This is a genomic window from Barnesiella propionica (assembly GCF_025567045.1).
In the GTDB taxonomy this organism is placed as follows: Bacteria; Bacteroidota; Bacteroidia; order Bacteroidales; family Barnesiellaceae; genus Barnesiella_B; species Barnesiella_B propionica.
The window spans coordinates 404,014-418,563 of record NZ_JAOQJK010000001.1 but is presented as its reverse complement, the minus strand read 5'-3'; the positions used below and the strand labels follow the sequence as shown (position 1 = coordinate 418,563).

The window sequence follows — 14,550 nt, the reverse complement described above, 5'->3', positions numbered from 1 at the left end:
ACAACCCCTTTGGGCGAAGTCAAAAGGCTTCAAGAAAAGGGAAATAAAAAAAACAATAAATCAAAAGACAATGAGCAAGTACGATTTCATCAAGCAAGGCAACCTCCTTTTTTGGCACACTGCCGATAATGATATAGAATGTCGAATTATCTCAACTCCCGAAAAAGTGGATAGTGACAGCATCATCTTAATCTCAACAAGCTCTTCCGAGACAGAGGTTTTGGCATCGGAGTTATTACCTATTGGCTCATCAAGAAGCCACAAAGAGGAGTTTATGCGCTGGAAGAAAGAGCGTGAAGCCGAGGGCATGGAGTTTTTCAGCCGGTTGTCCGAAGTCATGGAAACAGACAGTGATTTGGCTGTAGGCGATATGGTGGCGTTTACAAACGACTACGGGGTGGTATTTGGCCCCAAAGAAGTATTAGCTTTCAGAAAACCTTGGAATGGCTATAGATGCGTATATATCGACAGTGATGCTTATTGGTTTCCAGACCGTCCCGAACAACTCACCATACTCAGCAAAGGAGGTACAGAATGACAACAAACGACATACTCAAACGACTTTGCGGCAATATTGCCGCAGGTCGTTTCAACTGGCGAAAATACTGCACGCCGCAATCTTACTTCGGTTGGGAGATTTGCGTTACCCCTCTGCATTGCTCTTACGGACAGATAGGCTACACCGTTCATTTCCCTTATACCAATATACCGGAAGTGGAATACGATTGGGAAATGGGCAAACTGACCATTGACGGCGAGAAATGGAAAAGTTATTTGCGGAACGAATAATAATAAATATCAATATGGCACAGAATTTTTATACCAAATGGCAGGACGCTATACTTGCAGATGCAGGAGACTATGTTTCAAAAGAGTACCGCAGTTTCCAGACAGCATTGGTGCGTGAGATTTCCAAATATGCCGCAGCCGTTGGTGCAAAGGTGGCTTCCAATTCAAAAGGGCATTATGACACCTCCTGCTTCATTGAGCGCAACGGCAAGTTCGTTTACATCAGCCACTCTTCCGGTCTGTCACGAATGGGCAGCGGCGTAAGAATTGAACTCGATTCGTTTCTGATACGGACAGCTCAAAATGGAAAGGACTACCGAGGGGGATGTAACCAGTATTGCGACATAGCAAATTTACAGTCTATGATAGACGGTTTGTTGGGGAAATAAACTGCAAAAAAGATGCGGAGCCAACCAGTTCCGCATCTTTTTCTTTCCATCCTTACCGGCGCATACCGCTGCCGTATTCTGCCTCTTGTAGTTCTGCCCGATACTCTTCCAGCTCGTTCAGCTTCTCGTTCACGGCTTGCAGATTGGCATCCAGCCCGACATTGTGGTCGTAAGGGAAACGATGCTGCGCGACCAGCCCGGCATTGGTGGGTTGCCCGACATCAAGCGTATCGGATTCCTTGTTATATTCGACATATAGCACTTCACCGTTCGGCATCTCGAAGGCCGGAATCTTTTGATACGCCAAAGCGGAGAACTGTTCCGCCGCCATCTCCCTGGCAACCCCTTTTATTGTATCTCCGGCGATATCGACACCGTAACGCCGGATATGGTCTCGGATTTCCTGCTCCGTGAATTTCAACATCACCTCGTAGGTTCCCCCGACACTCCCGTTGTACACGACAGCGAAATTCTCATCCTCGGCAATAAGGCTGTCACCCTTGTTGTTCGTGGCCGATAAATAAGTATGCTGTTCGTTGATGCCATTGCCGTCGTAATACTCCTTGGCAAGCGTCAGCAATCCCTCGTAATCGCCTTTCTCCCGAAGTTCGTCAAGCTGCCTCGTGTCATCCGAAAATTGGAGATACGCAACAGAAGAATAAAATGTATTCTCCTTTGCTGCCGCTCCGTTTTCCTGCTTCTCGCCGACATTTTGTTCCAGTTCTTGCGCTATCTTATCCACCTTCTGGGTAATCATCGAGGTTGCCCTTTTCACGTCCAGAAGCGTTGTCTTGATGAACTGTGGCGATTCCTTCAGCTCATCAAGCCAACCTTTAAGATACGCGCAACTGTCCTCCTTGATATGCTTGGTCATGCCGTAACGCTGTGCGACCAGTGCGCTGCCTAACTCTGCCACCAGTTCCTCACGGGCATATTCAGGAGAACCGAAAGTAGTCGGCTTGAACCTGTCAAGTACGTTTTCCGCTCCGGTGGAGTGCGTCATCTCGTGGAACAGTGTCCCGTAGAACGATTCTCCCGATTTGAACTGCTCCTTTTCGGGTACGATGATTTCGTTCTTCGTGATGGAATAGTAGGCGTCATTCTGATATTTCGGCGTAATCGGACAAATCCACAGGTTATCCCTTATCATCGTATCGACTGGGGCAAAACTGAAATGCTCGCCCTCCTCGATTGCCGGACGCGAATTTTCTCGCTCCAGTTTTTGCCACAGCTCCGGTCTCGCTTCCTGCAAGTTAGTTTGCGCGACATTGAAGACCCGGAACACCTGCATCTTCGGATAGACATTGTATTGTTCCTTTTCGTCATCGGAGAGTTTCTTGTAATCGTCATACTTGATTTTCTCCTTAGTCTCCTTATGGATACAAGTGAACGTGGTGAGCATGACCGGAAAGGATTTTTCACCACGAAGCACGGAGACACGCGGCAGTTCCTCTCCATCCTTTCCGGGCTTATTGAGCTTCTGAACACAATCGAACGTGCAGAAACGGGGAATCTTGTACCCTTCTTTCTCGCAGTGCAAAAGCAGCATAAAAGCATTCATCCCGTTGTACTCGCGCCCGTGAAGGTTGCGGGGCCACTGTAGCGTACCCTCCGTAAACCAAGGCTTTTTCCAGTCCTTTTGAATGCCCTCGATTTTCTCGATCATCATTTCGGCGAACAGGTCAAGAGCCTTGTCCTCGCTGTTCGGTCCGTCGGCATTCTTCTTTCTGTAACCGGCCATAACCCTTATTGATTATAGTTAGACGAATCCGCCACATATTGCGTCAGTTCCTCCATCTTGCAGGAAAGGTTGATTTTCCCGTTGTGTGCCGACAGGTTCATTTCACCTTTGGCATCCACCTTTACACCCGGCTGCAACCACGCTTCGCGCTCCTTACCGAAACAGAAGAAGCGCACCCACTGGTACTCGAAGCCGTCATCGACCTTCTCTGCGCTAAACGCCGAGAACACCGTATAAGGCTGGTCTTTCTTATCCCTTTTTTCCTCGATGTTCTGGCCGACCTTACCACGAAACACCAGCTCGCCCTTGACGCAATCCGCATCATCCGTAGCGGCATTGCAGATTTCATCGGCGAACAGGTTGAAATATAGCTTGTCGCCCCGGCGTTTGAGATACATCGTACCCCTCACTTCTACACGGGAGCCGTTCCGATAACCGGCGGCTTCCTCCTGACAGCCCTCCTTGCGGACATCCACCTCGATAGTGTGCCCGCCACCCGTCGCCGGAATCTGTACCCGGAGCGGAAACACCAGAAATTCTTTCTCTTCTTTATTCTTGCGAACCGACGCATCGCGGCCGATAACGCCGCATACCGTAACATTACATTTAATCATCTGTTTTTTGTCTTTAATGATACATGGATCATCCGGACAAGTGATACATGGGTTGATTGATGTTGAACTGTTGTAGAGTGCGGTCAGTCGGGTGCGCGTATCATCGCCCAGACCATCCATCCGGCGATGGCTAATTGCACGCCCACGACAACGAGCGTCCCGATCCATCCCAACAGCAGGTAGCAGAACCGGAGGTGCAACGCAAGGAGGGAAACTCCCGCCAGACACTTGCATAGCTGTATCATCACGCATTTTATCATATCGCCATGCCTTTATCTTCGCAGGTTTTCCGTTTGTCCCTGTTGCCGGGTCATCCCCTGCTCAAAATTCTGTGAGGCCGCTTCCGACAGGATAACCGTATTCAGCATACCGGTTACACGCATCTGTTTGGCCTCTTCCGTGAGTGTACCGTTGTTCAACGTGGCAGACAACCGGTTCAGCTCGGAAGCGGTCAGCTCCCGCGAGACATGCAGTTCCCCGTTGTCCGCTTTCAGAATGGCCTTGCCGTTCTCGCCGATAGTCAGGTCGCAGTTCTTCATATTCGGCAACAACGGCTTCAGGTCGATGGTACGAAGATCCATCGCGGCGGATATCGCCGTCTTCTGTTCCTCTTCCTCCCGGTTATCAATCTGTGTGGCTAAAAGCATCAGGGAGGCGAAAGCGGTCATCGCCATCTCCACAATCGGGTCGTTGCATCCCGATATTCCCACACCGCTATCCTCCGACGAAAGGAGTTTTTTCATCCATCCGTCTGGCGAAAGGTTCTTTTCAGGCACGGTATCTTCCGCCGCCTTGTATTTGACGAGCAGGTCATTTCCGTTGTGCAGCATTTGCAATTTGATATGTCCTTTCTGTGCGATTTCAGCCAGATACGCCGCAGGGTCTATATCCCGTTTCGTCCCGTCGGCATAGATATTCTTCACACCGAAATGCAGATGTTCCCCGGTCGTCCGTGTCCCCGTATTGCCCGATGTGCCAAGCCGTCCGCCTGCCTGTACCGTATCGCCGACCTTGACGGAAATCTCCTTGAGGTGCATATAGGTACATTGTACCTTGCTGCCGTCCGTCCGAGCATATTCCACCGTCAGCGACTTGCCGCCGGGTGTATTCTTGTTCTGGTTTACCGCCACGACCTTGCCGCCGCTCTCCGTAGCCAGTACCGCGTCGGCTTTGCAACGGATATCCACGCCCTTGTGCATCTGTTGCTTTGTGCTGTCCAACGGGTCTTGCCGTGTTCCGAACGGAGAGGTAATGAACAGAAATTCCTCCCGTTCCACCGGGAACGAATACCCCGTTCCATGTTCCGCACTCTCGGAAGTCTGGAGCGGATTGTGTTCCACCCCGAACTGCCGGCCTTGTGCCGTCATCTCCTGCATCACCTGTCTGTCATACTTCTGCAAGCCGTTCTGCTCAATGATTTTCTGCAGGTTCTCGGCATACTTGCCGCCTGTGGCGTAACCGGCTTTCTCAATGCTTTGTGCCCAGCCCTTGTAATCGTCCGGGGAGAGTTTGAAGCAACCGGCATAGCGGCTGTTCTCCTTCAAAAAGCGGGAATGATGCTCGTATGAATCACCCACGCTGTCATAGCTGCAGAACTTTTCATTCGGCTTATCATCGGTGTAGATTCCGTATTTGCCGCCTTCGGCAATCCACGAGGAAGTTGCCTTGATGCCGAAATGGTTGTTCTCGTTCCTTGCCAGACGGCTCTGTCCGTTGCTGCTTTCCAGTATGCCTTGCGCCAATGTGACGGAAGCCGGGATGCCATACCTTCGCATCTGTGCCATCGCATAATCTGCGTATTGCAGTGCATATTCCTGATTCTTGGTCATAATCGTCACTCCTTATCTATGAATACCCCTATGTGTTTCCTGCTCGTCCTGCCGTTTATCCTGTAGCTCTATCTCACTGATGGCGACACGCTCACCAGCACGGACAAGTTTGGGCAGATAGCTGTCCAGTTGCGTCCTTGGGAACTCTGCGAAAGCCGAAAATCCACGTTCCGGATATTTCTTCATCGTAATCCCCAATATATCAGCTCCCTTTGCCGCATCCTCATTATAAAGCCGATAGACTTCTCCTGCACGAATCAGATACAGGGCGTCGGGATGCTTTTCCTTGAGGTTGTCCCAAAACTGCCGTTTCGGAGACATATTTTCATCATTCGTCTCTTCCGACCGATTTTCCGCCACCACCTCATTCTGTTGCCGTACCTGCTCTTCCGCTTTCTGTTCCCCGACGGATTGTCCCTTTTGCAGCACATCGGCAAACAGCGTAGCCGCCAAATGCCGCTTGTAGCCGTCACGGTCTTCCGCCACCCACATCCGTTGCCACTGCTGTGGAGTGACGCTGCGGGGCTGCAGCTTTTGTCCGTCGATGGTTGCCACACACTGGATTCCATCCTGCCTGGTCTTGAAGATGGCAACACGCTGAATACGGTTCAGGTCAATCTCCGGCGTATCGCTGCCGAACAAATCCACTTTCAGGTCGGGTTTGACCTCCGCCAGTGCATAATACTTGTGCGCCAGCTCCATCCGTACCTTGTCGATGTTGTCCATCGCCTGCTTGAGCGTGGAGAAAAAACGGTTCACATCCTCCTTGTCGGGATAGACGCTGTACCCCTCCTTGTTTTCCGGCTTGATATAGAGTGCCCAACGGTTCTTGTCATCCTGAATCATCTGCACGGCATCGAACCCGACCTCATTCGCCCGTCTGACAGCTTCCGACACGTCCAGCGTGGAGAGCTTTTCCAACGTGTAGTTCCTTAACCGGGCCAGTGTCACCATTTTTTCATTGAAATAGCTGTCATCGGGTCTGTAACCCAATGCACCGTCAGTATTATAGAAACGCACCTGCTCGATACCCTCTTTCTGCAATGCCCGTTCGATACGCCCCTTGTTCATGCCGGGAATCTCGTTGTTCGCCTCGGTCGAAGCTCCTGCCGGCAAAATGACATCCGCCGATTTCGCCTCCCGGTCGATGACGAGGACGATGCTTTTCGCCGCCTTGTCCGGGTGCTGGCGGATTTCATTCGCCACAAAGTAATGCTTGGGCATCTGTTCCTGCATGGTCGTGGTCTGCCGTCTGTTTCGCAGGGTGGCGTACTCAATTTTCTCGCCCCGTTCCGCTTTTCGGATAACATCAAGCGCATTGTTCACGTCGCTTTCGAGAGCGTCCATTATACACGGGTTTTCCTTGAACTCCCGACACCAGTAATCCACCGTCTTCAGGCTTGCATCGGACAAACGCGCGGGCAGTCCCAGTTCCAACATCTTGATACCCGAAGCCAGTTCCACAACCAACCTTTCATATTTTACCGCATCCTCTGACGGAGCCACACCATTCTTCATGACCATGCCTTCACGGGCAAGTCGTTGTTGATGTCCTGTGGCACTCACGATCTGCCGCAAGGCTTCCTGCACATAATCGTGGTAATGCTCAAAATCCTTTTGGCGCGGCATATAGACCGCATCTTTGTCCGTCTCGTAATGAGGAACTCCGCTACCGTCCGAGCGCACGGGAACGAGGTTGTCCCGCATCTTCAATAGAAAGTCGTTGAACCGAGTGCGCAACCTGCGGTTGTCCGCCTCGGCATATCCTCTTTCCTGAACACTGCCGTCCTGCTTTACCGCATCCTCGTAAGCCGGCTTGTCCACGTAGGGCAACGTCGTCTGGTCGATATTGAAAAGCGTGCGGATTTCTCGGTTGTGGACACCCTTGAACTGTGCCTTCTGCTCTTCGTCCAATTGGAGATAGGCGGTACGGTCGATGGTTTCATTCGGATTGTTCCGGTTGACATACTTGTTCCAGTTATAGAACAGGAACGGTACGCCCTGCTCATGCTCCCGTACCGCAGCCCCCCGTGCCTTGGTTTCACTGTAAAGCGTGAACAGGTTGGTCTTGCATCCGTTATTGTCCGAATGCAAGGCCATAAAGAGGGCATTGAACGGGCTGGCCGAGACCCCTTGCGGATAGAGCCGGGGAAATCCCTTGCCCGATACGTTGAGCCAATGGCCGCCGGCGTTCGATGCCCCGCCCAGTGCGGCAGACAGCAGTTCCGTCTGCTTTTCTTCGGCTTTTTTTTCGATTTGCGACTTTTCTTTCATATCATCATGCTTTTATTGTTCATGGATTTATTGGATGCCCCGTGTGCGCACAATCGTCTCCCGCTGTCCGTCGTCGTAATTCTGCGAGGCAATATGGCGCAACTGGTCGCTCTTGGCAAGCACGGCGTTCGCCAGCGTGTTCAGCGGCAATGCCCCTGCACGGTAAGCCTCCGCGACGGTCGGCGTGAGCTGGATGGTACAAGGCACACGGTCTATCGTGGCGATGAGCGTGCTGCCTTGCAGTACAGGGTTTACGATACGGGAATTGAGCGGTTCGTCGGGATAACGGCGGTACTGGTTTTCCGTATGCACGTCGGCGGACGGCATGGGACGCCCCAACGCCTCGTGTCCAGCCTTGTTCAGCAAGTTCGCGCCGCCCAGACCGACAAGGAGCATCTTCAGCAGCGGGTTACGCACGAACAGACCGGCCACAATACTCGCTATCGGCAACAGGTTGTCCCCAAAGCGCAACGATTGCGTCTTGCCGGTAAAAGCTCCCAGCAGGATGTCGGGCAGCATGGCCATGACATATCCGAGGTTGCCCGTGATATCGCCCAATCCCTCTAATCCCAATGTACCGAGCAATCCGCTCCATCCGTTCGTGTTGGTCTGCACAGCCTCTCTCTCTTGCTTTTCTTCCTCATGTGGAATAACCACCTGCCGTTCCTCTTTCTCCACTTTTTCCCTCTGTTCCATTTCCGGCTGTGTTGATTCCTTTGTGGATTTTACAGCCGTTGCATTCTTATATTTCTCCAAATGCTTCAAATAGGCTTCTTCCTGTCCGGGAGCGACGATGAGCGGCACATCCTTGTACCGTTCGGCACGTTCATTTTTCTTTTCAGGGTGTCCGGGCTTTTCGGACATTTGGAAAGGGGTAAACTTTGGTGTCTGCATCCACTCCAAAAAATTAAAGTTCATCACAGGTATTTTTTTCTTCAACTGCTCGTTGGCCGCCACAATAAGCGCACTATCACCCGTCTGTACTGTTGCAGCCTCCTTACGGAAGTCCGTAAACACGTTCCGTTCGCTACCGAACACACCTTTGCTGATACATTGCTCCACAGAGAGCTTGGGCGACTTTTCAGGCTCGAAGCGTGAGGCGACTGCCGAGATAGCCACGTCCGCCCCGACAAACTTTGCCAATGTCGCCCACGAACCTGCGCCACCCATCATGACGGCATCCGCCGTTGCGCCCAATACCCGACCCGCACCTTTTTCCCATCCTTTCGGACGGTAGGCCGCTTCGCCCCGTGCCTCGATTTCCTCAGCAAGCGGCGGTCTGCGAAAGTCCGAGCAAGCTTGATTCTGCGGCTTTGCGGATGATGTAGTCGGCTGACGATTTCGGCATTCGCTCCTTGACCAGCCGGTCGATCATCAGTTCCTCTACCCGGTAGTCCATATAGGCGTAGGCAAGGTCACCGCCCAATTGTTCCGACAGTTCGTTGTACCGTTCACGCCCGATTTCCCGCACGACGGTATCGCGCCATTGCCCGGCCATGTATGCGAGGTCTTGCTGTATCTCCTTGGAGCCGGTAATCTCCGCCTTGCACATTCCGATGTAGTCCTCCGTCGTCTTCGAGTTCCATTCGCCCGTAACCTTGAGTACCTGGTACGGGTCGCCCATCGGCTGTGCCGCAGACGCCATTGCGCTGAGTATGCCGCCCAATGAGGTGGAATACTCCCTCATTTCCTCGCCCTGCTTCTTCGTGAGGAAAGCCTGCGTTTTCGACATGACGGGAGCGAGATGGCAATGGAAATAATCGCTCACAAGACGTTCTATTTCCGCGAATTGCCGGCTATGTCTGATTCCATCCATGTTGTGTATTATATATTTATCTGTTTCAATAGCTGTTCTTTCGTCTGCTCGATGGCGTTGTGGTAAACCTCCATCTGCCGGGGAAAGAACTCTTCCAGCCATGCGTCCTTTTCGATGTTGTCCTGCATGAACCGTATCGCCTGCTCCCGTTCGATTTCGACGGATGTCTCGCCCTCTTCCCGATTGTTGAACCATGCCTTGGTCCACCAGCGCACACCCGCCCGGTCGGGATAGACCGTGACAAGCCTCGGTATGTCGAAGCTCTGTATGTCGATGTCCAGTTCCGCCAACGGGTCTATGATGCCGCCATAGGTCAGGGCTTCGTCATGGAGTTTTTTTTTATGTCGCTGCTCGCAGTGGAGAGGTACACATCATGCCGCAGGGCGAGGTAATGCAGGAAATCCGCAATAAGGAGGTTCTGCACCTTGCAGGCCAGCGGCATGGCCTTGTGTCCCAGTCCGAGCGGATTGGCCATGCTCGGCATATTCTCGTAGAAATACTCCTTCATCGCGCCCACCGTGAAGATGTGGCGTAGCGACTGCTCCGTATTCCGGGGCAAGGTGTATGCTCCATGCCGCAAATCCTCCATATAGTGCGGCAGGAAGTGCAGCATCAGTTCCTCTATCTCCCTTTTGTCCCGTTCATAATCGGTTTTCAGTTCCATCTCCAAGCCGGATAAATAGTCTGTCTCGTGTCCGCCGGCCTGACGCATTGCCTGTATGTTCCCGTACAGCATCGTCAGGAACTCCAGCGGGTTCAGTTCCTCGCCCTTGAAGCGGACGGTCATGTGCAGTTTGTCACCGCTCAAAGCTACCGTCTGTCCGGCCTTTACACGCTGTCCGAATTGAGCGAAGACATTGGACAGATTTCCGTATGTCACCTCATACTCCCCGTAGCGGATGGTCTGGCAGATGCCGTGTCCGGAATCGTTGCCCACGCCCGACACAATGCCGCTGGCGAGGGCAGAAAGCATATAGCACCGCACGTTGAAGTCAATGCCGTGATGAAAGAATTTCTCGCCCGTCGCCGGGTCGGTCTGTTCGCCGTAGCCGAGCGACAGCTCCACGTCTTTGCCCTGCTGTTCCTCGAAAGGCATACAATAACCGCTATCGGATTGCAGGATCATTTCTTCTGTATATTTCATGCTGTTTACCTATTGATTCATATCCCTATCTTCTCATCCCTCCGCCATGCGTCTGTTCCTCTGCCGGAAGTTCGGGCGTCCGGGTGCGCTGCACGTTTTCTGTCTCCGGCGTTCGGAAGACACCCGCATTGTTGCCGATGAGCATCATGCCGAGGAATGCGCCGGCAATCTTGCCCAGCCAGCCGAAGCGTCCGAATATGAGGAACGCCGCCGCAACCAGCCCGGCAATACTCAGCCCCGACACGTTGCCGCTGCCGAGGTTACGGAAAAAGTTGCCGAACATATCAAGGCCTCCGCCACCGGAGGCTTGGCGCAAAAAGTTCGACACACCGTTCAGCTTGTTGTCGATGCCGGTTACCGCACCGCTGACCGAACTGACGGCTTCCCCGGCCTTGCCCGTCAGTTCACGCACTCCGTCCGCCGTCTCCGCGAGGGTATTCGTTGCCGGTTCGCCGATGACCGCATCGCTCACGATACGCACCACGCTTTTGTCGGTGGTCAGCTTCTCCCAGCCCACATAACCGACCGCACCGCCGATGGTCGCCGTCTTGACGGCCTGACCCGCGCCACGCAAGGTCTGCGAAGGGTGCAGCACTGCCTTACCCATACTTTTGCCGGTAGTCGCTGTAGCCGTACCGACACCTTTCATGGCCTTGCCGCCATATTTCAATAGTGTACTCCAAACGCCCATACGTTGTCTGTTTTTAAGGTCTTACATTTCTTCCTATCTGCCGCCAGCGTCTTTTGGCGGCTTCCACGATATCCCGTTTGTCGGCTGCCGGGCGTGCCCCCTCGTCGATTTCACGCCAGATGTCGCCCATCGTCGTGTATTTCACCGCCTTGGTCAGCCGTTGCAGTTTCTTGTTCATCATCTTGAGCTTCGGACGGATGCCAAATACGATTTCCATGCGCTCCTTCTCCGTCATTTTGTTGTCTGACAGGCACGCCATGCGGATGTCATTCACAATCTCCACGCTGTTCATAATCAGTTCCCGGTAAATGCGGTTCCGTTGCGTGGAGAGAGCAACGGCCAGCGCGTTGGGACTATTGCGGCTTACCTGTCTGGTAAAGTCTCCCATATTGTCCGTCAGCCTTGATATTTCGTGGTAAAAACCGTATATCTGCGCTGCGTAGCAGATTATCGACCGGAAAGAGTCCAAATAGTTGTTGAACTCCCGTTGCAGGTCGGTCGTGGCTTTCACTTCCTCTTTCGTCCACAGGTGTCCGGTGGTCTGTATCAGCATGACCTTCTCCTGGTTCTTCAGCTCCTTTTCCGCCTTGTCGGTATAGAGCAGGATCATCCCGGCAAGCACGGGGTCGTTCTGTGCCCGAACCTTGCCGATACCGATGCACAGCAATAAGATGCCTATCCAAATCGTCCGTTTCATCATTCACCTGATTTTATCGTGCAAGGACGGCAGCCCTGCGCCAACGGGACATGGCCATCCGTGCCGCCTCTCCGTTGTTGCGGTCGAGCATCCCGGCCGTCACGTTGTTCCACACGTCATTGAGGGTATAGTACCGTATGCTCAGGTAGAGCAGGTGCAGCTTCCGGCTGAAAACCGAAAGTTTGTCGTTCAACGCCCACAAGGTCTTGCTGCGTTCCGCACCCGTGAGCATATTCTCTTTGCCGCCCTTGGCCACTGCGTCATTCAGGAGCGTGAAGACCGATACCAGTTCCGTTGCCGTCTCGATATACAGATTGTTCATGCTCATGGAGGCGATGATGCCCTGCGGGTTGTTTCGGATGGCGTTGCCCAATTTCCCTAACGTGAGAAAGATTCTCACGCCGTCGTTGTAGAGATGGGTGCAGGCTTTCAGCGATGAAGCGTAGCCGCTTACCGTCTTGAGATAACTGTTGTACTGCTTCTCCCATTTGTGGATGCGGTTAAACTCGGCGGCGATGCTGTTCTGCAGCATAGCTGTCTTCGTCTGACCATTTATCTGTTTCTCTATTTGGTCATTGATAACCTCGTTGCCCTCGGCCAACGCCATCCATTCCAACGGATTGGACGCCGTGATTTGGGCTTTTGCCCAGTGTGGCATCAGGCAGAGGGCAAAAATGACCAGACTAATGATTCGTGATTTCATATATTCCCTTTTTTCGTTTGTTATACTCGACCCGTTCCCGGATAAGCGTTACCACATCGAAGTTGTGTCTGATGCCTACCAAATCAAGCCGGGGTGTATTCCTGTCCATCGAGAAGATGCGTACCGTCTTTAGGCCGCAAAGCTGCTGCATGAGGCTTTGGTGTTCCACAAAGTCCACGATACGATATTGTTCCATGTAGTCCGTCTTCCGGGACAGCACCCCATGCCTGCTGATAAGCTGCTCGCTACCGATGTGGTAGCGTGTCCGGCGCAGATAGATGAAACGGTACAGCAATGCCAAAGAAAGCAATGCGGCAACCGATACGGCAAGAGCTGTCAGAGGCAGTCCCTCCATGCCACCGTACACCCATGCTGCACAGCACAATACGATTGCGGGCAGCTCGTCGATGACGAACTGTCCGGCGTGCGGTTGCAGCACGATGCTTTGGAAATGTCCTGTGGGTGCATCGGTCATCATCGGCGAAAGTGTGTTTGTTGTTCCTCTTCCGGTGACTGTTCTCTCGCCTGTGTCTCATCGACCGTCTCTTCCTGTTTCTGCCCGGCCAAAAGCTGTTCGTTCCAGTCCTTGTTGGGATAGGTAGGCTGTTCACGGACAAAAGAGGCGTCATTCGCCTTGTCCAGACCGAGGAACTCCCGCAATCCTTCACGGAACTCCTTGTAATTTCCGTTCATGATATCCGTCTGTTCCCGTATGTCGTCCGGATGGCACAGGCCGCTCGAACGCATCGACATGGCTTCTTCCCATGCGGATTCATATTTCCCGTAGCTCGACCGCAAAGCGTCGGGCAGCAGGTCTATGTCTCCTTCATCGAGGTTCTTGCCGTCAGCGACGGAATCCAGATAAGGCTTCCGCTCCGGTGTCTCCTCGATGGTGGAACGGACAGCCCGGTACATCTCCTGTTGCAGGTTCTTGGCAAACTCGATTCCCGCAAGGTCGGTATCGAAACAGATGTGTTGCTTGGCAGGAAGCGAGAGCGTGAGGACACCCCGCATCTGTTCCACCGTCGGGTTACCGCCGGTAGATATGAAGACCGCTTTCCGCAAATCCTTGTCGTTGGCCTGATGAAGCTGGTAATAGGCCATCGCGTCGTATGCACTCTCGAACCAGTAGATATGCTTGGCTTCGGTAAGCGTAGTTTTGGCTGGGCTGGCAATCCATAGCCCTTGGCTCGAATTGCTCCCTTCCGCCTTCCCTTTATAACTGCCGCTGCCATCCATGCGAGGGCGCCCTCGCTCTTCCAGACCGACAACCTGTCCCGTATCTTTCGGAACGGTCAGCGGAAAGGCGAGGTTGGTGTATTTCATGCCGTCCTCACGGTGTTTCGTCGCCAGACAAAAGTTCCGGTGGAAGGCGTATTGCGTGTAAAGGTCGATGCCCCGATGCTTGAAGAACGGATAGAACTTCTTTTGTGTCGCCCGATCCTGCGGATTGAACTGGTGAATGTCGTAATCCGCCATGTCAAACGGCTTCACATCCCGTTTAGGCTGGATAATCCGGGTATCCCGGTCAGCGACGGGATGGTTCAGCAACCGGTTGCAGACAAGGTTTACCAGTCGGTCGGGAGACACACCGGCATGGTATTCCGCGAAAAAATGCGGATGCTCCTTGATAAAGGAAATGATGTTATACGACTTCTGCTGTTGCGGTTTGAAACAACATTTCCCTTGCTGCGTGACAATGAATTTGTCGTTGCGGATGCGCCGCCCCTCGCTGTCCAACCGGACATACGAGGGATAGCGCAGGCCGTCACGCCGGTTCAGGTGATAGCCCGCGTCGATAAGCACGTCCTGAATGTTCAGCCTGCGCAGAAAATCGTCATAAGTCAGTTCGCCCTCTCTCAT

General features: G+C 52.9%; 14 protein-coding genes and 1 pseudogene. 3 read left to right on the top strand and 12 right to left on the bottom strand.

Features of this window, described 5'->3' with window-relative positions; all coding sequences use genetic code 11:
- The first annotated feature begins 70 nt into the window (after positions 1-70).
- From OCV73_RS01855 to OCV73_RS01845, 3 genes are read left to right on the top strand one after another with little or no spacing between them, the layout of a single operon-like run.
- The gene (locus tag OCV73_RS01855; protein ID WP_004320562.1) at positions 71-538 is read left to right on the top strand and encodes a hypothetical protein; all 468 of its coding nucleotides are present in this window, start codon (positions 71-73) and stop codon (positions 536-538) included.
- Complete coding sequence (locus tag OCV73_RS01850) at positions 535-789, top strand: hypothetical protein (protein ID WP_004320560.1); 255 nt, start codon at positions 535-537, stop codon at positions 787-789. The genes OCV73_RS01855 and OCV73_RS01850 overlap by 4 nt, the downstream gene beginning before the upstream one ends.
- A 14-nt stretch (positions 790-803) precedes the next feature.
- Positions 804-1,178 carry a hypothetical protein gene (locus tag OCV73_RS01845; RefSeq protein ID WP_004320558.1) on the top strand — a complete coding sequence of 125 codons (375 nt, stop codon included), beginning with the start codon at positions 804-806 and terminating at the stop codon, positions 1,176-1,178.
- Positions 1,179-1,230: 52 nt separating this feature from the next.
- Here the strand turns inward: OCV73_RS01845 and OCV73_RS01840 are convergent, their stop codons facing one another.
- From OCV73_RS01840 to OCV73_RS01785, 12 genes and pseudogenes are all read right to left on the bottom strand, one after another.
- The gene (locus OCV73_RS01840) at positions 1,231-2,919 is read right to left on the bottom strand and encodes a zincin-like metallopeptidase domain-containing protein (protein WP_005680013.1); all 1,689 of its coding nucleotides are present in this window, start codon (positions 2,917-2,919) and stop codon (positions 1,231-1,233) included.
- 5 nt (positions 2,920-2,924) lie between these two features.
- Complete coding sequence (locus OCV73_RS01835; protein WP_004320554.1) at positions 2,925-3,533, bottom strand: hypothetical protein; 609 nt, start codon at positions 3,531-3,533, stop codon at positions 2,925-2,927.
- A gap of 272 nt (positions 3,534-3,805) precedes the next feature.
- On the bottom strand, positions 3,806-5,362 hold the full coding sequence (locus OCV73_RS01830; protein WP_004320549.1) for a glucosaminidase domain-containing protein: 1,557 nt from the start codon (positions 5,360-5,362) through the stop codon (positions 3,806-3,808).
- Positions 5,363-5,374: 12 nt separating this feature from the next.
- Entirely contained in the window at positions 5,375-7,636 is a 2,262-nt protein-coding gene (locus OCV73_RS01825) for a MutS N-terminal domain-containing protein (RefSeq protein WP_004320548.1), read from the bottom strand.
- A 27-nt stretch (positions 7,637-7,663) separates the two neighbouring features.
- Positions 7,664-9,452 (bottom strand): annotated as a pseudogene (locus OCV73_RS01820) (hypothetical protein).
- Positions 9,453-9,460: 8 nt separating this feature from the next.
- Positions 9,461-9,742 (bottom strand): hypothetical protein, encoded by a 282-nt coding sequence (locus tag OCV73_RS01815; RefSeq protein ID WP_004301295.1) that lies wholly within the window; start codon positions 9,740-9,742, stop codon positions 9,461-9,463.
- A gap of 23 nt (positions 9,743-9,765) precedes the next feature.
- The gene (locus tag OCV73_RS01810; RefSeq protein WP_004320543.1) at positions 9,766-10,596 is read right to left on the bottom strand and encodes a M23 family metallopeptidase; all 831 of its coding nucleotides are present in this window, start codon (positions 10,594-10,596) and stop codon (positions 9,766-9,768) included.
- Between the two features lie 25 nt (positions 10,597-10,621).
- Complete coding sequence (locus OCV73_RS01805; protein WP_004320541.1) at positions 10,622-11,287, bottom strand: hypothetical protein; 666 nt, start codon at positions 11,285-11,287, stop codon at positions 10,622-10,624.
- A gap of 13 nt (positions 11,288-11,300) precedes the next feature.
- On the bottom strand, positions 11,301-11,984 hold the full coding sequence (locus OCV73_RS01800; protein ID WP_004320540.1) for a hypothetical protein: 684 nt from the start codon (positions 11,982-11,984) through the stop codon (positions 11,301-11,303).
- A 13-nt stretch (positions 11,985-11,997) separates the two neighbouring features.
- Positions 11,998-12,687 (bottom strand): hypothetical protein, encoded by a 690-nt coding sequence (locus OCV73_RS01795; RefSeq protein ID WP_004320537.1) that lies wholly within the window; start codon positions 12,685-12,687, stop codon positions 11,998-12,000.
- Positions 12,668-13,165, bottom strand: coding sequence for a PH domain-containing protein (locus tag OCV73_RS01790; RefSeq protein WP_004320535.1), 498 nt, complete (start codon positions 13,163-13,165; stop codon positions 12,668-12,670). Before OCV73_RS01790 ends, OCV73_RS01795 begins: the two co-directional genes overlap by 20 nt.
- Positions 13,162-14,550: a toprim domain-containing protein gene (locus tag OCV73_RS01785; protein ID WP_004320533.1), complete on the bottom strand. Its 1,389-nt coding sequence runs from the start codon at positions 14,548-14,550 to the stop codon at positions 13,162-13,164. The genes OCV73_RS01790 and OCV73_RS01785 overlap by 4 nt, the downstream gene beginning before the upstream one ends.